We start from the raw sequence: 19250 nt of genomic DNA on the forward strand, positions 1-19250 counted from the left end.
AAACTCCACATGGAAGACTTGGAATGACTCGAATTATTGAAATCCTGATGTACACCTTAAAGCCAGGATCGGGATTGGATTTTCATCGAATAATGCAGAATGTAAGTGTTCCGCTTCACATAGAAGCTGGCATAGATGTCGTTTCTTATGGCGGCTCATTACATGATTGTGACAGCTATCACCTGATTCGCTCTTATGAAAGCGAGAGCCATCGCCTAGCATCTCAAGATATTTTTTACGCAAGCGCTGCCTGGAAACTGGGCCCGCGAGCAGACATTATCAGTCGGATTGAAGTCAGTACAACGACAGTTATGGCGCTCACTCAAGACGTAATTGATGCAATCAGAGCTTCCGTAGATCTACCTAAAGCCGATGCTCAATCAGCGTAGCCATCGGCAAAGACAGACCCCGTAGTCTTAAACGCTGGGATCAGGAAGGTGTGTTAGCCGGACGCTTACGATCAAAGCCGTCGAGTATCCAGTTGGGTTCCTGGACAGTGAGGACAATCGTCTCGTCGGTGACATCGGGCGATGTTTTGAAGCGCTCGGACTCTAGACGCTTGAGCAAAAGACAGAAGCCATTGCGCTTCCAGTACAAGATCTTCACTTGGTTGCGCGGCTTGTTGAGAAAACGAAGAGCACGGGGTCGAACACGGCGACTTTGATATCCCGCTCGACGAGCGCAGCCAGGCCATCGATGGATTTTCGGAAGTCGACGGGCTTGGTGTAGAGATAGATTTTTTCGACTTTTGCGTCGGGGCGCATCTTGACGAACGGGCTCCAGAAAGAAATCGGGAGCACAACATCCGGGATCACGCGGGTGCTTTGAATGTGGGGTTCATGGAGCGGTTACGCTTTTTCTAGCAACATTGAGCAGCCTATCTTCCGCTCCCATGGATGGTGGTGGTGCAGACCTTCGTAGAGGTGGTGACGCATAGCCATATCGGATTAAAGTGATGGCCTTTTGCTGCTCTATATCGCAGAGCTGAGCGTTCAGACCTGAGGGAATCGTTTATGCAGGATGCGGACTCGTTGAAGCCCGGCTTCATGATTATTCACGGCAATCGCTTGGACGATTTGCGTGAGCTAGCGGTAAGCTGGATGCAGCGCTACCCGTTGGCCCCGTTGGAAAATGAAGTCGTGCTGGTGCACAGCAACGGTATTGCTCAATGGTTGAAGCTGGCGTTGGCTGATGATCCTAATAATGGTGGCTGCGGTATCGCCGCAGCGTTGGATGTGCAACTTCCTGCGCGTTTCCTTTGGCAAGCCTACAGGTCTGTATTGGGGGCTGAGACGACTCCAGAGTCCTCCCCGCTGGACAAGGCGGCACTGAGTTGGCGACTCATGCGCTTGCTGCCTCAATTACTAAGTAAAGCCAATTTCAGCAATTTGCGGCGATTCCTTCAGGAGGATGACGATCAGCGCAAACTCTACCAACTCTCCGAGCGGCTGGCGGACCTGTTTGATCAGTATCAGGTCTATCGTGCCGATTGGCTGGAGGATTGGGCGGCCGGGCGTGATCAGCTAAAGCACATCAAAGGCGGTGTGAAACCGCTGGATCCCGATAACCTGTGGCAAGCGGAGCTGTGGCGGGAAGTATTGGCGGATGTTGGTGAGGGCGCTCTTGAGCAGAGCCGCGCCGGTGTTCACAAGCGTTTTGTCACACACCTGCGTGAAGCAGGGCAGGCCCCGGCTAGGTTGCCTCGGCGTGTGGTAGTGTTCGGTATTTCGTCTATGCCGGCACAGGTTCTCGAAGCTCTGGCCATACTCTCGCGCTACAGCCAGGTATTGCTGTGTGTGCACAACCCTTGTCGCCACCATTGGGGCGATATCGTCGCTGACAAAGACTTGCTGGGCCATGCCTATCGCCGCCAGCCAAACAGAAGCACATCTATAGCGGCGAGCCAACATGGCCAGCCATTGCTCGCCGCTTGGGGTAAGCAAGGTCGCGACTACATCAATTTGCTCGACTACTATGACGAGCCGACTAGTTATCGACACCTGTTCGAGGGCCTGAACGGCGGACGTATCGACCTGTTCAATGACGAGCCACCTTCAAGCCTCCTAGGTCAATTGCAAAGCGACATTCTTGAATTGCGTCCTTTGGCTGAAACCCGCGAAGTATGGGACCCTGTCGATGTTGCACAGGATCGTTCGGTACGCTTTCACGTGGTCCACAGTGCGCAACGTGAAGTGGAAGTGCTGCACGATCAGTTGCTTGCTCGCTTCAGTGCCAATCCTGAGCTAAGCCCGCGTGATGTGATTGTGATGGTGCCGGACATCAATACGTATGCACCGCATATCGAGGCCGTGTTCGGTCAGGTGCCGCGTCATGACCCTCGTTATCTGCCCTTTACCCTGGCCGATCAGGGGCAGCGTGGCCGCCAGCCATTGCTGATCGCCCTCGAACACTTGCTCAAACTGCCCCATAGCCGCTTCGCCGTCAGCGATATTCTCGACCTGCTGGATGTGCCGGCGCTGCGGGCGCGCTTCGGCATCAAGGAAGCGGATGTGCCGATCCTGCAGCGCTGGATCGATGGTGCCGGGGTGCGCTGGGGACTCAATGCGCAACAGCGCGAGAGCCTGGACATGCCCGCAGGTCTTGAGCAAAACACCTGGCGTTTCGGGATGCGCCGCATGCTGTTGGGCTACGCAGCCGGTCAAGGGCCCGAGCTGAATGGCATCGAGCCTTACGATGAAGTGTCCGGGCTGGAGGCGCCATTGGCAGGGCCTTTGTTGACCCTGCTCGATCACCTGGAAGTCGCCCGCGAAGACCTGCAGCAGCCAGCGACACCGGTGCTCTGGGTCGAGCGCCTGCAATCGCTGTTGAAGGTGTTCTTCCGTCCGGTGGGGGATGGCGAAGAATTACTGCTCAACCAGTTGCTCAAACTGCTCGATGACTGGCTGCGCACCTGTGAGTCCGCGCAATTCAACGAGCCATTGCCGCTGAGCGTGATGCATGAAACCTGGCTATCCGGCATCGAGGATGGCGGCTTGTCGCAACGTTTCCTCGCCGGTGCGGTGAACTTCTGCACGTTGATGCCTATGCGTGCGATCCCTTTCAAAGTGGTGTGCCTGCTAGGCATGAACGATGGCGATTATCCGCGCCAACGGTCGCCAGTCGATTTCGACCTGATGCGCAACGATTACCGTCCCGGCGATCGCTCGCGCCGCGAGGATGACCGCTACCTGTTACTGGAGGCCTTGTTGTCGGCCCGGGAACAGCTGTATATCAGTTGGGTTGGCCGCAACATCCGCGACAACAGTGAGCGCGTACCTTCGGTACTGATCGGGCAACTGCGTGATCACTTGTCCAGCGGCTGGCGCTTGGCGCAGCCTGGCAAATTGCTGCATGCCTTGACCCGGGAACACCCGCTACAGCCTTTCAGCGCCGCCTACTTTGCCGACAAGCCGGGGCCGGACGGGCTGTTCACTTACTCTCACGAATGGCGTGAGGTGCATGATTCGCCAGATCAGCAGCCATCGGAAAACCTGTTGCCAGCACTCGCCCAAGACACGCCTTTAACCCTGCGCCAACTGGCCGGGTTTGTGCGCGACCCCGTCGGGGCGTTCTTCCAGCAACGGCTCAAGGTCAACTTCGACAATGACGAATTGACCAGCCGCGACGACGAAACCTTTCAGCTCGACGGGCTTGAGAACTGGCAGCACCAGGACCGGCTCAGCCAGGCGCTCAAGCGTTGGGTTGAAGAGGATTATCAGCCTGAAGGCGCCGGGGCTGAGCTTGATCTGCAGCTTCAGCGTTTGCAGCGCGAAGGCAAGTTGCCGTTGGGTGGCTTCGGCACGTTGAGCGCATCGGCCCTGGCCGAGCCGCTGCCGGATATGCTCGAGCGTTACCACGTGCAGTTGAAGGCGTGGCCGGAGGTCGAGGAGGGCCAAACCGCCGCAACGATCGCCGCTCATGAATCGGCCCCGGGATTGAGTGACTGGCTGGGCGGTATTCGCCGCAATGCCCAAGGTGAGCGTGCCTACTTGCAGCTGGACAGCAAGAAGCTGTGCAACGACGACAGTTGGCGCTGGCACAACCTGGTTCGTCCCTGGGTGCGCCATCTGGCGTTGCAGCTGAGTGAGCCGGGCTGCACCTCGATTCTGGTCAGTTTGAATGGGGACGTGGTGTTCCGGCCAATGGCCCCGCAAGAGGCGCAGACGCAGTTGAAATCGCTGCTCGAGGCCTGGGTGGCGGGCATGCGTGAACCGCTGCCAATCGCCTGTAAAAGCGCATTCGCCTGGCTCGAAGAAGCGAAGGAGGGTGGGGAAGACAACGACTCGGCATCCGAAAAGGCCCGCGAGACGTTCGAGGGCGGGTACATGCGCTCTGGCGAGGCAGACAGCTCCTTCGCCTTGCGCCGTGCGTACGCGGATTTCGACCAACTGTGCGCCTCCGGTCATTTCACCTCATGGGCCAAGCGCCTGTATGGCGGCCTGTTCAATCATCTTTCTTCGAGCCGCGCAGGGAGCGACCAATGAATCCGCTGAATCTGAACCCCCTCGACTTTCCTTTGCATGGCAGCCGACTGATCGAAGCGAGTGCCGGTACCGGCAAAACCTTCACCATCGCCTTGTTGTACGTGCGCCTTGTGCTGGGTCATGGAGGCGAGGCCGCCTTCAAGGATCAGCTGACACCTCCGCAGATTCTGGTCGTAACCTTTACTGATGCCGCGACCCAGGAACTGCGCGACCGTATTCGTGCGCGCTTGACCGAAGCGGCGCTGTGCTTCCTGGAGCCTGATCACGAACACGACAATTTACTGGAGCAACTGCGCGCCGATTACCCGCCGCAGGAATGGCCCAATTGCGCGCGCCGGTTGCAACTGGCAGGTGAGTGGATGGACGAGGCGGCGGTCTCGACCATTCATGGCTGGTGTTATCGGATGTTGCGTGAGCACGCCTTCGACAGTGGCAGCCTGTTTACTCAAACACTGGAAGCCGACCAGAGCGAGCTGCTGGCGGAGGTGGTCAGGGATTATTGGCGTCGGCATTTCTATGCCTTGTCACCGGCGCTCTCCAAGGTGGTGGCCGATTGCTTCAAAACCCCGACTGATCTACAGAAGGCGCTCAGTCCTCTGCTATCGCGGGCAGACTCGGAGTTCCGGCAGGCAGGGGCATCGATCAGCGCTCCGGCACGATTGGATGCGCTTCTGCAGTCCCCTATCGATTGGGAGCAGCGATGTGTTGCGCTTGAGGACCGTGCCAGAGCTGAGTGGTCGCGAGATGTCGCCGGGATAAATACGCTGCTGCGTGATGTACGAACGAAGTTGAGCGGAAAATCCTATCCAACCAAGACTCCCGAAACCTTCGAGCAGATGCTTGGTGAAATCGCGAAATGGAGCCTGGGAGACGAAGCCTGTGCTCATGTTCACAAGTGTGGGCAAACCCGGTTCAGTGTTAACAAAGGCGGCGTTGTCAGCGTGCACCCCGCTTTTCAGGCCATCGATACATGGGTCGATCATCTGGAGTCAAAAACCGAGGTGCGCGCGCAACTGCTGCTGCATGCACTGCGTGAGGTGCAATGTTCGTTCAATGCCGAGAAAGTGCGCAGGGCGCAAATCGGTTTCGACGACCTGCTCAATCGCCTTGACCAGGCCTTGCAAGGCCCGTCGGGCCCGCGTCTGGCCGAGACCATTCGCAAGCAGTATCCGGTCGCCCTGATCGATGAATTCCAGGACACCGACCCGGTTCAGTACAGGATCTTCGAAACCATTTACCGCATTCCCGACAACCTGGATGACTGCGGCGTGTTCATGATTGGCGACCCGAAACAGGCGATCTATTCCTTTCGTGGTGCGGATATTTACACCTACCTCCAGGCGCGAAAAGCCACGGCTGGCCGTCACTACACACTGGGGACCAACTATCGTTCCACCAAGGCGATGGTCGAGGCGGCCAACCATTGCTTCCGCTACGCCGAAGTCCAGCCTCGGGGCGCGTTTCGGTTTGCCACGCAAGATCAGGACAACCCGGTACCGTTCATCAGCGTCCATGCCAATGGGCGCGAGGATGTGCTGCAGGTCATCGGTACGAAACAACAGGCCCTCACGTTCTGGCAGCTGAAAACCGAGGGTGTGATCAATAACGCCACCTACTTGCGTAAAGCCGCTGAAGCTTCGGCGTCGGCGATTCAGGCCTGGCTTGATCCCGCTGCAACCCAGCGTTCCGGTTTACTGAAGGGCAACGGTGAATTTGTTGCTCTGCGGCCCGCCGATATCGCCATTCTGGTGCGCAATCGCAAGGAGGCCGAAGCCATCCGTAAAGCCCTGGCCCATCGGCAACTGGCCAGCGTCTATCTCTCCGACAGAGACTCGATCTTTGAAAGCGAAGAGGCCAAGGACCTTTTGTATATCTTGCGTGCCTGCGCTCAACCCACCAGCGATCGGCTGCTGCGAGCGGCAATGGCGACCCGCAGCGTCGGGCTGACATGGCAGACCCTGGAGCAATTGAATCAGGATGAGCTGTTCTGGGAACAACAGGTTCTGCTGTTCAGGGATTTTCGCGTGTTGTGGCAGCAACAGGGCGTGCTGCCGATGCTGCGAAAACTGCTTGCCACGTTCAAGGTCCCGGCCCGTTTGCTTCTGGAAGACCAGGGGGAGCGTCGCCTGACCAACCTGTTGCACCTGGCCGAGTGGTTGCAGCGCAGCGCCGCCGAACTCGATGGCGAGCATGCGCTGATCCGTCATCTGGCCGAGCAGGTGGATGGCCAGAGCGAAGAAGAAATTCTGCGCTTGGAAAGCGATTCGGACCTGATCAAGGTCATCACCGTGCACAAATCCAAAGGCCTGGAATACCCCTTGGTGCTGCTGCCGTTCGCCTGTAGCGCAAGGGAGATCGATGGCAAAAGCACAACACCGCCGATGTTTCACGACAACATGGATCTGGTCATCGAGCTGGCCAAAGGTAAACAGGCCGAGACGGCACAAGGGTGTGCCAACGATGAGCGCATGGGTGAAGAAATGCGCCTGCTTTACGTTGCCCTGACCCGAGCCCGTTACGCCACCTGGATCTGCGTAGCGCCCAAGGGATTTAAGACCGGAGGAAAATCGACAGATCTGCATAAGGCAGGCCTGGGTTACATGCTGGCGGGGGAGAAGCCGATAGCCCCAGAGAGTCTGCCCGGCGTGGTCGAGGCACTGGCCAGTGGCTGCCCGGACATTGAGGTGTGCGCAGCGCCAGCACCATCGGAAAATGTCCACACGGCACCCACTACACCACCGGTGGGGCCAGCCTTGCGGCCCTTGCACAAGCTCGCGGCAAATTGGTGGATTGCCAGTTACTCGGCCTTGGCCATTGCCGACGGATATGTCCTGATGGGGGCGGAGCCGGGTATCAGCCTGGAGCCGGCGACCGCGCTGGAAGCCAACTTGCAGGAAGAGGACGAAGCTGAAGCCTTGCCGGCAGGGGCCGGGATTCACGGTTTCCCTCGGGGCGCAGGACCTGGCACCTTTCTCCATGGACTGTTCGAATGGGCCGGTCGCGAAGGTTTTGCCAAGACCGCTGGAGATCCAATAACCCTCCATAACACCGTCGCCCGACGCTGCAACCTGCGCGACTGGGAAACCTGGATCGAGCCACTGTCCGCCTGGCTGGGCAGCTATCTGAATGCACCGCTGCGGTTCAACGGTACCCAATGCAAACTCTCGAACCTGAGCACCTATCAGGTGGAGATGGAGTTCTGGTTTTCCAGTCGGTCAGTGAACGTTCAGCGCCTTGATGCACTGGTGCGCCAATACACGTTGGGTGGTGCACCGCGTCCAGTACTGGCCGCCAACGAGTTGAACGGCATGTTCAAAGGCTTCATCGACCTGACCTTTGAGCATCAAGGTCGCTACTACGTGGCGGACTACAAGTCCAACTGGCTGGGCGGTAACGATCAGGCCTACGACGCCGAGGCGATGGCCGAGACCATGCTGAACAAACGTTACGACCTGCAGTTGTGCCTCTACCTGCTGGCGTTGCATCGTCAGCTCAAGCTGCGCCTTGCGGGGTATGACTACGAACAGCACATGGGCGGGGCGGTATACCTGTTCGTCCGTGGGCACCAGGCGCCCACCCATGGTGTGCATTTCGAACGACCGCCACGGCAGTTGATTGAACAACTGGACCAACTCTTCATGGGCCAACACGCGGAGTTCAGCGCATGAGCCAGACCCTTAAGCAACTGAGCAACAGCCAGCGCAACGTTGATCACCCGCCGTTGTTCGTTGGCGATGCCGACAGCAGCGAGCTGCTGCATCAACTCGACAATTGGGTGAGCCGAGGCTGGTTGCGCGCACTGGATCGCTCATTCGCCACCTTCATCTTTGAACAGGATCCTCAGGCCCAGGCCAGTGTGTTGTTGGCCGCCGCGATGACCAGTCATCAACTGGGTCGCGGGCATTCCTGCCTAGATCTGGTCGCTACCCTGCAAGCGCCTGACTTTGTGTTGTCGTTACCTCCTGAAGGGGAGGAGGGCGGCCAATTACCGTCGCAATGGTTGCTGGGCCTGGATGTCGCGCAATGGCGCCGGGCGTTGGCCTTGAGCCCGCTGGTGGAGGATCGGGACGGGGCACAGCGTTTTCCGCAACGGCCGTTGGTGTTGACCGGACAGCGCCTGTACCTGCGTCGTTACTGGAACTACGAGCGCAACATTGCCCAGGCGTTGAGTGCCCGCTTGAGCGTGGACGCGGTAACACCGGAAAAACTTTCCAGTCGGCTCGATGCCTTGTTCCCTGACACCTTCGAAGTTAACGGTGAACGCCGCAGCGACTGGCAAAAAATTGCTTGTGCGCTGGCGGCACGAGGCAATTTCAGTGTCATCACCGGCGGCCCCGGCACCGGCAAGACCACTTCGGTCGTGCGCTTGCTGGGGCTGCTGCAAACACCGGCCGTGGAGGAAGGAAAACCGCTACGCATTCGCCTCGCCGCCCCCACCGGCAAGGCAGCAGCACGCTTGTCCGAGTCCATTGGCAAGGCCGTCCGTGAGCTGCCGGTCAGCGCCCCGGTGCAGGAGGCGATCCCGACGGATGTTTCCACATTGCACCGTCTGTTGGGCAGTCGACCGGATTCGCGCAACTTCATTCACCACCGGGATAAGCCACTGGAGCTGGATGTATTGGTGGTCGACGAAGCGTCGATGATTGACTTGGAAATGATGGCTTGCTTGCTCGATGCCTTGCCTCGGCAGGCGCGCTTGATTCTGTTGGGTGACAAGGATCAGCTGGCATCGGTGGATGCAGGCTCCGTGTTGGGCGACCTTTGTCGCAACGCTGAAGCCGGCGGCTATAGCGAGCAAACAGTGGCCTGGCTGGAAGCCCACAGTGGCGAGTTGGTCAGCGCTCCGGGGTTGCAAACGGCAGTCGGTGCTGGCGATCCGCTGGCCCAGCAAACCGTCATGCTGCGCTACTCCCGACGCTTCGACGCCCAGCAGGGCATTGGGCGTCTGGCCAAGCTGGTCAATGAGAAAAACGCCGCCGAAGCACGAAGCCTGCTTGATCAGCAATTGCCTCAGCTGTTCAACCTCAAGTTGCGAGGCGAGCATGATACCGCACTCACAGAGTTGATTATCAACGGCAAAGGCGATGCCCCGGGTTACCGTCATTACCTTGAGCAGCTACGAGACCAGCGTCCTGCGAAAGACACTCCCTGGGACAGTGCCCTCTGGGCCGGTTGGGCTGGCAAAGTATTGGGCGCGTTCGATGAGTTCCGCCTGCTCTGTGCGCTGCGTCGCGGGCCTTGGGGGGTTGAAGGGCTGAACCAGCGAGTGGCCGCCGAACTGCGCCGCTGTGAGTTGTTGTCGGGGGATCAGGGTTGGTACGAAGGGCGACCGGTACTGGCCACCCGCAATGATTACAGTCTGAGCTTGATGAATGGTGACATTGGCATTGCACTCTGGGTACCAGGCTCCTCTGCAGAGCGTGTGCTACGTGTGGCCTTCCCGCGAAACGATGGCAGCGGCGGCGTACGTTTCGTGATGCCGAGTCGGTTGGTGGAAGTTGAGACTGTCTTCGCCATGACGGTGCACAAGTCCCAGGGATCAGAGTTCAACCATACGGCTTTGGTGTTGCCCGATGCGCTGAACCCTGTGTTGACCAAGGAACTGTTGTACACCGCCATCACCCGTGCCAAACAATGGTTCAGCCTGGTTGAAGCCAGTCCAGGGGTGTTTGAAGGAGCGGTTAGTCGCAATGTGCAGCGAACCAGTGGGCTGGCGCTGCAACTGCAGGATGAACTGGCAAGACTTCAACGCACCTGAGTGGGTGCGTTCAGGCATTTGTAGCCTGGGTACTGGGCTTCAGCGGTGACCTTTGCCATGGCAGAGGTCACCGCTTGAACCGTGATGGTGAAGTTGGCTTGGGGGCCGGCGGTGGCAACCACACGTTGCATAAAGGCTTTGTAGGTTTTCATGGCGCTGTACTCGATGGCGATGGGATTACGCTGCTTCACCGTTGCCGCGCTTGCTGGTGATCTTTACCGCTCGACCGAGCGCGAAGAGCGCCATGTCGATGTTCACCACGAATCCAGGTTCGGCATCCTGACGCTCTTTGAAGTGCTCGCAGAGCCAGCGTTTGTAGCGTTCGATGCAGGCGACATCCTTGTCCCAGTTGATCTTCTTGCGAATGGTCTTGATCTTGGAAAAGTCTGGGTCGTTGATCTGCTCATAGAGTTCGAAGGCCCGAAGCACGTGCTGATCGACAATGGATTCCGAGCGATCGGCCAGGTGCCGTCCGAACTGTCTGAATACCTGGCCTGGGCCGTTAGTCAGCGATGTTGGTCTGACATCGGCTGCACCTTTGATGATGTGCGCCACCTTTTGCAGGTCGCCATTTTTCCAGACCAGGGCGTAGAGCAGCTTTTCCAGAGGAGTTTCCAGTTTGGCGCTGAGGTCCGAATGCAAGCGAAGATCGTTGCCAACCTTAGTCATGAGGGAACTGATGTCTTGGTCCGTCAGCTTTAACTGCAATTCTGGGTACTTGTTGCGGTCCATCTGCCATTTTTCCAGCAGGGAATCGGACGTCAGCATCTTTTGCAGGTCGGACACTTTGTCGGCGTTCAGTATCTCGGTGAACTTGGTTTCCACCAGCTTCAGGGCTTCCAGATTATTCAATATCGTGTTCTCTCGTTGGGTCTGATACAGAGCTTGATTCACTCGTGCGACAGATCATGTCGCACTGCGTCAGGGCTCGGTATTTTTTGGAGTCGAGTGCCAGCGGCAAGGTTGTCGCGAACAGGGCTGTCGAAAGGGACCGGTATCAGTCATACAGCCAAGGTTTCAACTCCTTCAGGTTCTCCACCACGATCTGTTGCGCCTCTGGTTTCGGGTCCATGTTCTTTGGATCAATCTGATAGCGCTGCAACACATACTTGACCAACGCCTGGCGACAGGGAATCTGCAGTCGCCCATCGACCATCCCGAAATCCTCCTGGATTATCGCTTTTTGCATCACTGTCAGACGCTCATCGGGTTTGATGATGACGTTGACTTCGCTATTCCACTGGGCGTCGCACGAGAGGCCATTCTCGGTCTCGCCGTCCATCAGTTCAGGAACCCCACGCAGTCGGCTCAGTACAAAGTCCCGGTACTCGCGGTTTTTTTCGCAGTAGGCGCGCACATGCCAGCGCATGCCTGTGTAAACCAGCGTATGCGGTGCAATGGTTCGCCCTTCAGGTTCGGGACTGTTGAGCGAAACGTAGTCGATGTCCAGGCGTAGATGCTCCCGGCAAGCCTTGAGCAGTGGGCGCAGTATCTCGGCCTTGATCGAGCGATCAGGCACCTCCAGTACTTTGGTATGGGCGTAGGCCAACGCCAGCCCCTCGACATGTGGCGCTCGAGCATTGTTCTGGTAAAGCAGGTGCAGGTATGCGCTGGCGCTGTCGTCGATGAACAGTGGCTTGAACTGTTTACTCGGCACGTACCCCTTGATCTGTCGATCATATGTAAGGTTTTTAGGCGCATGCTCGGTGATGTAGGTGTTGATGTCCTTGGATGCCTGCTGACGGCTGATGCCGAAGCTCTGCGTCAAGTGCACCGTGGTCAGCCGGCCTTCCCACCATGCGACGGTTTCAATCAGACGATAGCGAAGGGCGAGATCCCAACGGACCTGCGCGATAGTTTGCTTGCGTTTCATGTCGCCTCCATGTGAGTGAATACCTTACCTGTATAAGTCTACATTCTAGACGTGTCGCTTAACACTACATATCGTGACTCTGGCAAATTTGGAGTTGACGACATGAGGGACATGTTTATGGATGGTTGGGATTGGACGGCGTCGGTAGCGATGCTGATGCTGTTGATGATCCTGCTGATGCTTTTGGTGCAGTATCTGCAGACTAACAAAGCCTGGAGGTTGCTCGAGCATTGGCATGCGACCACGAAGGAGCGCCAGCAGCGGCTGAGCTGGCACGCCGAAGAGAATCGCGAGTTGAAATCGGCGCTTCGGGCGGAGAAGGCTCATGTGGAGCAGTTGCAGCGCAAGGTGGAGATTCTGCAGGCTTTACTGCCCTAGGTGTGAGGCACGAGGGCCTTGGTGCAAGGCCCCGTGATTTGGCTCCGATACTGTGTAGACATTAGGAGGAGTACATGCTCGATTCGCTGGAAATTTGCAGGCTTCTGGAAGGCCATGGTTGCAGCTTGAAGTATAAAGGGAAGGCCTACGCTAGAGGCTATGTGCACCCGGCGCTTGAGTACCCGCTATTCGTCAAGCATAAAGCTACCGGCGCCGTAGGACTCCAACCATTGGTTTTGCACCCGGCATTCCGCAAGTCAGTGCATTGGGAGCAAATCAAGGCATTTACGCAGAGCGCTCCCAATGAGACCTATAAAAGCACCAGCCTGGAAGTATTTCCGCTCGCGCTGGGCTCAACCAGCAATACCGGTATTGCGGTCAATTTGGAGGATGATGAAGACTTTCGCAGCCTGTTCGCAGTGCTTACCGGCGAATCGACGGCCAGCGAGCAGCGATTGGAAGATGAATTCAGCCTGATTGAGTTATTCGAGCAATCATCATTTGGGCAGCAAATTGAGAGTACCGAGCGCGAAGCCATTATTCGAGCGCGAGTGGGACAAGGCGTTTATCGCCACGCTCTGCTCAAGCATTGGCAAGGTTGTGCTGTCAGCGGTATAGCGCTCGCTTCCATGCTGCGCGCTTCTCACATCAAGCCTTGGCGTGACGCGACGCATCCGGAGCGACTCGATCCCTTTAACGGACTGCTTCTAACGCCCAACCTGGATCAAGCCTTTGACCAGGGGCTGATCAGCTTCACCGACGAGGGCGATATTGTTATTGCGCAAACCTTGACGACTGAACTGCAACTGGCACTTGGGATTAACCCGCAATGCCGATTGCGTAGCCTTCATGACCGTCATTTGAAATACTTGACTTGGCACCGTGAGCACGTATTCAGTGGCTAGCCGCTCATGTTAATCGTTTGCCCGAAAGATGATGGGTCAGGAGCCCGTGTCACAGGCTGGATTCTCCTGGGGAGGGTGTAACTTCGCATGCAAATATATAGCAAAGACTGTATTAGGCGCGCTCGCCCAACAGGATAATAAGGGGCATGGCTTGTGGCGGTAATCTGAAGGATGACGCAAATCTCAAGGCAGCCTGTGAAGCAGTGTTGGCTCAGCATCGTGAGTTGTCGTGGTATCAAAACTGGTTGAAAAAGCTGTCGGAGTTCCTGCGCAAGGTTCAGGACGCCGATCAAGACGAGTTTTGCAGCCCCGCGTTTAAGGAGCAGCTATGGAGAAGTGAGGTCATCACTAAAAACGGGCATGGTAACGGTCAAGGTGTCCGAGGTAATCGCCGACCCTCACGTCGCCAAATGCCTTTGGAGTATTCGGGCATCGCTTAAAACGGGTGATGCTCACCTTCATGATCAAGTGCTCAAGGAAGGCTGGCGCGAGTTGAATCAACTGGTGGCACCACCATTTGGACGGCGCAACCCTCGGCTTAAAAAGTATCGTCTGTTCGCCGCGCTGTGCCCAACTGAACTGACCACGCTTGCGCACTATCCGAAATTGCGTACTTTGGCGTCGTTGAGTCATCCGATTACGACACGTCTTGTCGCGCATCGCCCTCATGCTCGCCTCATCAGCAGGACGAATGGTTTACACCAAACCGAACCGCTTGAGTCAGGCAACCATAAGGGACCGCAGCATGAAAAATCTGTTCGCAATTATTGGCGTCATCGTTGTTATAAAAAAAGGCTACGAGTTCTTCCGTGAATACAACGAAATGAAACAGGAACTGGACAAACGCGCCGGTGATTCGGCCTGACGCCGTGCAGCGTCGACGATTTCATTTTTCTACGACTGACGGATTATCTCCATGCCTTGGCCGCCCCATCCCTTCACATTCAGCTGTCCCCAATGCCACTGGAAAAAAACAACGGTGCCGCCCAGCGATGCGTTGCGTGAGGAGATCGATTGGTTTTCCATTTGCCCCTCATGCCGACACACTTCATTGGATGTACGGCCGGCTTCTCGGCTGGAAACTTTCAAGGCCAGGCTGGCGCGACCGTTTCGCTAGAACCCGCAAAGTGCATTGATCCCGCCAGGCTGGAGCCCTCCTGGCGAGTCACGCCAGGCCCGCCTTGCCTTCCTCATGTTCATATGCTGCAGCTGCCCGCCGCAATGTGTCTCCCATCTGCTGGCGCAACTCCGGCGGTTCCCGCACGACCACCGAATCTCCCAAAGACAAAATCCACCAGTGCAGCTGCCAGGTATTGTTGACGGTCGCCTGCACCTGATAACCATCCGACAGCGCCTCCAGCACCATGTCCGTGCTCAAGGGCGTTTCACGAATCAACCTTGCCTGATGTTCGCTCACCCAGGCCTTGAGTTGAATCTTCTCCGGTTTGCCAAACTGCAAAGCGTCGGTGGCAAGGTAGGTTTGCAGGTCAAACGTCTCCAGCCCCTGGCATGGCGTGTCGAGCACCGTCACCGCACGAAAGCGATGCACCGCGAACTGACGGACATCGGTATACGGCGCGGCAGTGGCGATGAGATAGGTGATCAGCCCACGCTGGACAATCGCCAGGGAGTTGAGCGTCATTTCACTAAGTTTGTCGGTGTGCGCCGAGTAATACTGACAATGAACCTGTTGCTCGCTGATCAGGGCCTGTTGCAGTGCCTCCAGCGTTTCTGCCTGGATTTCCGGCGCTCGAAGATTGAAGTCCGGCCGAACGCTCGCAACTTTGTCGGGCCAGCGGGCGGCGGGGTTGCCGTCTTCGAGGCCTTTGAGTTTTTGTCGTGCATGCTCGAAGCGCGGTTCCAGCACGCTCAACATGCTGCCCGGGAGTAGCGGGCGCACGGCATCTTCGACCAGCGCAAGGCTGACGGCTTCAGTCAGGGTAATGCCCTGCAGCTCGACGCTCACGCCCGGCTTCCAATACCAACCGAAGGGCGTTCCCCCATCGTTGCATTGCAACGGAAACACCAGGGACAGGTCACGCAGGTCGCGCTCGATGCTGCGGCGGCTGATGGAGTAGCCTGCGGCCGTCAGGCGGGTCAGCAACTCACTCACTGTGATTCCGGGGGCGCGTTTTGGCAGATGTTGCAGCAGCTCCCATTGTCGACTCAACGCGGTATGGGTCTTGGCTGATGGCAAGAGAAATCATCCTTGTAGTGTTGAAGCTGGCCTGTGGCTAGCGAATTTGCCAATTTGTCTGCCTATCGGCGACAACCCGGCAACCTTTAGGCTGGTTAATGTATGAAACCGATTGGGCGCTGCTGCCCCGCGGATTTGAGTCGGCACTCGGCCAGCAACGCCTCCGCAAGCTCGTCGGCACTGGCAAATGGCTTGAAACGACCTCGGCGCGCCACTGCCGCAAAGTCACCCGGGGTCAGATGCGCCTCACCTCGCAAGCGATTGGCTGCGCTGTGCTGCGGGTCTTTCAAGGCCAGCGCTTTCAAGTGTGCGGCAAACAACGCCTGGGCCTGGGCGGTGACAAGGTAGCCGAAATGTACCTTCAGATCGAAGCGCCGCAAGGAAGCCTCGTCCAGGTCTCGGATCAGGTTGGTCGAGGCAATGAACAGCCCTTGATAGCTCTCCATTTGCGTGAGCATTTCATTGACCGCGGTCACCTCCCAGCTCTGCCGCGCCTTGCGCCGGTCCTGCAAAAAACTGTCAACCTCATCGAGTAGTAGCACTGCGTCTTCCTGTTGTGCGCGCTCGAAGGCGCCCGCCAGATTCTGCTCCGTCATACCGACATAGGGTGAAACCAGGTCGGAGACGCGCTTGACCATCAACGGCTTGCCCAGTTCTTGCGCCAGCCATTGGCCAAAGGCAGTTTTACCGGTGCCTGGCGGACCGTAGAAGCACAGGCGTGCCTGTGGATGGACACGTAGTCCGTCTACTAGGCCGTCAAGAGCATGATCTGCGTTGATCCATTGCGGAGAGTAGAAGGTGGGCAAGCTGCTACCGCCGTCATGTTGCAGCTTGTCGAGACCCTGTGCTTTCAAGGTTCCGTCGACGATGCAACGGATCGTCGTGTCCAGCGTCTTGCTCGCGCGGTTTCCTACGCTGCGGCCTACTCGTACGGCTCGCTCCAGCACCGCCGGTGTCACCTGTTCATGGGCACTGAGATGCTCTATCAACTGATCACTCAACTTGCCCCCGCCACACTCATGGAGCATCTGCTTGCGCTGCGCCAAGGACGGGTTGGGGATCTCGATCACCAGATCGAAGCGACGTAGATGTGCAGTGTCGATAGCCTTAATGCTATTGCTCAACCAGAAACACGGCAGCGCATTCTCCTCCAGCATGCGATTGATCCAACCCTTCTGTGAGCGACTATGAGCGTCGGTGCTGGCGGTTTGAAAGATGTCTTCGATCTCATCCAGTACGAGCAGGGCCCGTTGCGAGCGCAGCACGCTATTGGCCGCGCGCAGGGAGCACAGACGCTGTTTTGCATGCACGGGATCGCCATCGCTGTCCGTGCAGGCCACTTCATAAAGCGCGCTGCTCAGGCTCTTTGCGAGCAGTCGACTGAGCTGAGTCTTGCCGGTGCCTGGCGGACCATAAAGCAGAATGTTCACTCCTTGACGGCCCTGTGCCAAGGCTTTGGCCAAGTAGCGTTCGGCGATGTTCAGTGGCTGTTTGATGTGTCGGTAGTGCTCCAGGCTCAGGCTGCCTGGCGGACTCAGGCGAAAGGCATAAGCAAACAAATTCAGTGATGTGCCTTTGCTGAATCGCAGCAGGCCGGGAAGCTCCTGATTACTCACCGATAACATCGAACTCAGTGCTGTTGAGGCGCGGGAATTGCTCCCCACCTCCAGCAAGCCCGCCCGGATCAGGGGGCTATTACTCGCCAGGCAGGCCTCGACCTTGGGGAGTTGCAGACCTAACAATACCGCGAGGACTTTCATGGCACGGTTGAATCCCACCATGCCCAACTGATCGGTAGCATCACAGAGCACCGGGTCGATATGCATCAGTACGCAGAAACCCAGTACCCGCAACTCTGCCTCTTCCAGCCCCAACAATGTCCCCAATGCCTCCAGATTGCGCCCCAGGCGATCCGGGTAAGGTGTATCCGGATTGCTTGCCTCGAAAGCGCGAGCGGCTCGACGGAGGGCCGACAAGGCCTGCGGTGGGCTGTACTCCTCTCGGTCTACCCATTTGGCCAGACCAACCTCACGGGCCAGATCATCATCGTTGAAGCCGTGTCGACTGATTAAATTCCGATGCCCCCCCAGGTCCAGCAGCAGTTGGTAACTCCACTTCAGCGAGAGTCCACAAGTGTCGGCAGCCCGGCAGCTGTCGTGGGCGAAGGGGGTGAGGCGGGTTCCCATGCTGAATGTCCTGATGCTGTGGAGATGACAGGATGGGCTGAGGGGTGGTCAGAATGTGTCGTGGTAGTTGAGGGCAGTGAAGATTCCGGCCCGACACAATCTGTCGTTCCTGAGTCTTAATCTGAAATCCACAAAATGAACCAGAGAGAGTGGCGATGCTAAAGAACGTACTAGCATCTGTGGGTTTGGTCGTGGTACTCAAAAAGAGCTTTGATCTTACCAGAAGTACAAGCAGATGGAGCGAGAGAGCGATGTCTGGCGCAAGGCCGCCAGTGGCAGGGATTGAATAACCCTGACACTCAGGACTGCACGACCGGATAGCAGGCATCACCCCAGAGCGTGTCAGGATTTTCCAGCTTCAGATGGATGATCAAAGGCACGAGCTTGCTGAGTAGTTTGCCGCAATCGCGCAATTGTGGTCGGTTGATACTGCTATCCCAGGTCGCACCGCCATGCATGATTTGATTGCGCAAGGTGTAGATGCGATTGAAAAGTACCGCGAGTACATCGGCTGTATCTCGTTGTGCCAGGGCAGACTGCGCTCTGCGTCGGCCGTCGGCGAAACGCTCGCTCCATTGTTGTTCGGTAATCTTACCGTTTTGGTGATCCCAGAAACTCTGGAAAACGTATGGGTTATCCAGCAACACGCGGATGCTTCCCGAAAACTCGGACCAGACCAGTTTCTCTATCTGCCGTTCGCGATCCAGATCGCAAAGCTTGCGCAGAAAGGCTCGGAAGGTTTCCTGTTCGGATAGCCGGTAGTTCTCGTCGATGTCTGTTGCGTAAGCGGCGTTGAAGGCAATCCATAGGAACACGAAGCGACCGTCCGGATCGTCAGCTTGTTCGGCGCGTTGCAACCAGCTCAAGGATCGGTGCACACGCAATGTCAGGTTAACGTGATGGTTGTCGCGTTCAAGTCGGTGACGCGCCTTGAGGGTTTGGTAATCCATGAGATTGACTCTTCAGGAAAGATGGAGAGGGAGCTATGGATCGGGGCTACGCCAGGAAGCTGATGGGTTGTATCTGTTCATGCCGAAGCCTTACCCCAAGGGATATCTGGGGTAGGACTTCACGGTCAGATCAGGAAAACCACTGCTTCAAAGTTTCCTTCGCCTTGGTCACATGCTCTGCCTTGATATGGGTCGCGGTCGCGGCCAACGCTGCACATAACACGCCGATGTCGTCGGTGTAGCCTAGAATAGGTGTGATATCTGGGATGACGTCAATCGGCGAAATGAAGTAGCCAAGGGCGCCATAGATAGTGGTCTTCGCCCAGGTCGGGGTGTCAACGTCGGTTGCCGCGTAGTACATTTTCAGTGCTGGTTCCAGCGCGGACTCGCCTGCAGATTTTGCATAGGTTTTCACTTTTTCCCAGAATGAGTCGTCCGAGTATTCTTTTTCAAAGGCCTTGTCTGACATGTTGCGCTCGCTTGCGTTGTCGAAGTTTGTGTTGGGTCTGTGGCAGAGGT

Annotated in this window: 14 protein-coding genes and 1 pseudogene; 7 read left to right on the forward strand and 8 right to left on the reverse strand. The window is 57.2% G+C overall.

Annotated elements, in window-relative coordinates; translation table 11 throughout:
* Positions 1 to 23 precede the first annotated feature (23 nt).
* Complete coding sequence (locus GHO41_RS02660; RefSeq protein ID WP_153432891.1) at positions 24 to 389, forward strand: NIPSNAP family protein; 366 nt, start codon at positions 24 to 26, stop codon at positions 387 to 389.
* Between the two features lie 40 nt (positions 390 to 429).
* Here GHO41_RS02660 and tnpB read toward each other — a convergent pair.
* Positions 430 to 764 (reverse strand): annotated as a pseudogene (tnpB, locus tag GHO41_RS30640) (IS66 family insertion sequence element accessory protein TnpB).
* A gap of 249 nt (positions 765 to 1013) precedes the next feature.
* Between tnpB and recC the strand changes: the two are divergent.
* The 3 genes from recC to recD are packed head-to-tail and all read left to right on the forward strand — an operon-like array spanning position 1014 to position 10242.
* A complete protein-coding gene (gene recC / locus GHO41_RS02670) occupies positions 1014 to 4484 on the forward strand; it encodes an exodeoxyribonuclease V subunit gamma (protein ID WP_153432892.1) in 3471 nt (1156 codons plus the stop codon).
* The gene (recB, locus tag GHO41_RS02675) at positions 4481 to 8152 is read left to right on the forward strand and encodes an exodeoxyribonuclease V subunit beta (RefSeq protein WP_153432893.1); all 3672 of its coding nucleotides are present in this window, start codon (positions 4481 to 4483) and stop codon (positions 8150 to 8152) included. Before recC ends, recB begins: the two co-directional genes overlap by 4 nt.
* Complete coding sequence (gene recD / locus GHO41_RS02680) at positions 8149 to 10242, forward strand: exodeoxyribonuclease V subunit alpha (RefSeq protein WP_153432894.1); 2094 nt, start codon at positions 8149 to 8151, stop codon at positions 10240 to 10242. The genes recB and recD overlap by 4 nt, the downstream gene beginning before the upstream one ends.
* On the opposite strand, the gene GHO41_RS02685 is transcribed toward recD, so the two are convergent.
* The 3 genes from GHO41_RS02685 to GHO41_RS02695 form a co-directional block, all read right to left on the reverse strand.
* Entirely contained in the window at positions 10230 to 10433 is a 204-nt protein-coding gene (locus tag GHO41_RS02685; RefSeq protein WP_153432895.1) for a hypothetical protein, read from the reverse strand. The two genes, recD and GHO41_RS02685, sit on opposite strands and share 13 nt — an antisense overlap.
* Entirely contained in the window at positions 10420 to 11094 is a 675-nt protein-coding gene (locus GHO41_RS02690; protein WP_137206404.1) for a hypothetical protein, read from the reverse strand. Before GHO41_RS02690 ends, GHO41_RS02685 begins: the two co-directional genes overlap by 14 nt.
* A 145-nt stretch (positions 11095 to 11239) precedes the next feature.
* The gene (locus GHO41_RS02695; RefSeq protein ID WP_105162724.1) at positions 11240 to 12115 is read right to left on the reverse strand and encodes a YafY family protein; all 876 of its coding nucleotides are present in this window, start codon (positions 12113 to 12115) and stop codon (positions 11240 to 11242) included.
* A 117-nt stretch (positions 12116 to 12232) separates the two neighbouring features.
* Here GHO41_RS02695 and GHO41_RS02700 point away from each other — a divergent pair, with 117 nt between their 5' ends.
* From GHO41_RS02700 to GHO41_RS29735, 3 genes are all read left to right on the forward strand, one after another.
* On the forward strand, positions 12233 to 12493 hold the full coding sequence (locus tag GHO41_RS02700; RefSeq protein ID WP_026067334.1) for a hypothetical protein: 261 nt from the start codon (positions 12233 to 12235) through the stop codon (positions 12491 to 12493).
* A gap of 74 nt (positions 12494 to 12567) precedes the next feature.
* Positions 12568 to 13398, forward strand: a complete 831-nt coding sequence (locus GHO41_RS02705) for an HNH endonuclease (protein WP_137206407.1) — start codon at positions 12568 to 12570, stop codon at positions 13396 to 13398.
* A gap of 146 nt (positions 13399 to 13544) precedes the next feature.
* The gene (locus tag GHO41_RS29735) at positions 13545 to 13838 is read left to right on the forward strand and encodes a hypothetical protein (protein ID WP_178126460.1); all 294 of its coding nucleotides are present in this window, start codon (positions 13545 to 13547) and stop codon (positions 13836 to 13838) included.
* A 725-nt stretch (positions 13839 to 14563) separates the two neighbouring features.
* Here the strand turns inward: GHO41_RS29735 and GHO41_RS02715 are convergent.
* The 4 genes from GHO41_RS02715 to GHO41_RS02730 form a co-directional block, all read right to left on the reverse strand.
* Positions 14564 to 15595 carry a YafY family protein gene (locus GHO41_RS02715; RefSeq protein WP_105162721.1) on the reverse strand — a complete coding sequence of 344 codons (1032 nt, stop codon included), beginning with the start codon at positions 15593 to 15595 and terminating at the stop codon, positions 14564 to 14566.
* 95 nt (positions 15596 to 15690) lie between these two features.
* Positions 15691 to 17781 carry an ATP-binding protein gene (locus tag GHO41_RS02720; RefSeq protein WP_153432896.1) on the reverse strand — a complete coding sequence of 697 codons (2091 nt, stop codon included), beginning with the start codon at positions 17779 to 17781 and terminating at the stop codon, positions 15691 to 15693.
* 299 nt (positions 17782 to 18080) lie between these two features.
* Entirely contained in the window at positions 18081 to 18731 is a 651-nt protein-coding gene (locus tag GHO41_RS02725) for a HEPN domain-containing protein (RefSeq protein ID WP_153432897.1), read from the reverse strand.
* Between the two features lie 130 nt (positions 18732 to 18861).
* Entirely contained in the window at positions 18862 to 19200 is a 339-nt protein-coding gene (locus GHO41_RS02730) for a YkvA family protein (RefSeq protein WP_137206418.1), read from the reverse strand.
* Positions 19201 to 19250 lie beyond the last annotated feature (50 nt).

The organism is Pseudomonas sp. FSL R10-0399, from assembly GCF_009600165.1.
GTDB lineage: Bacteria > Pseudomonadota > Gammaproteobacteria > Pseudomonadales > Pseudomonadaceae > Aquipseudomonas > Aquipseudomonas helleri.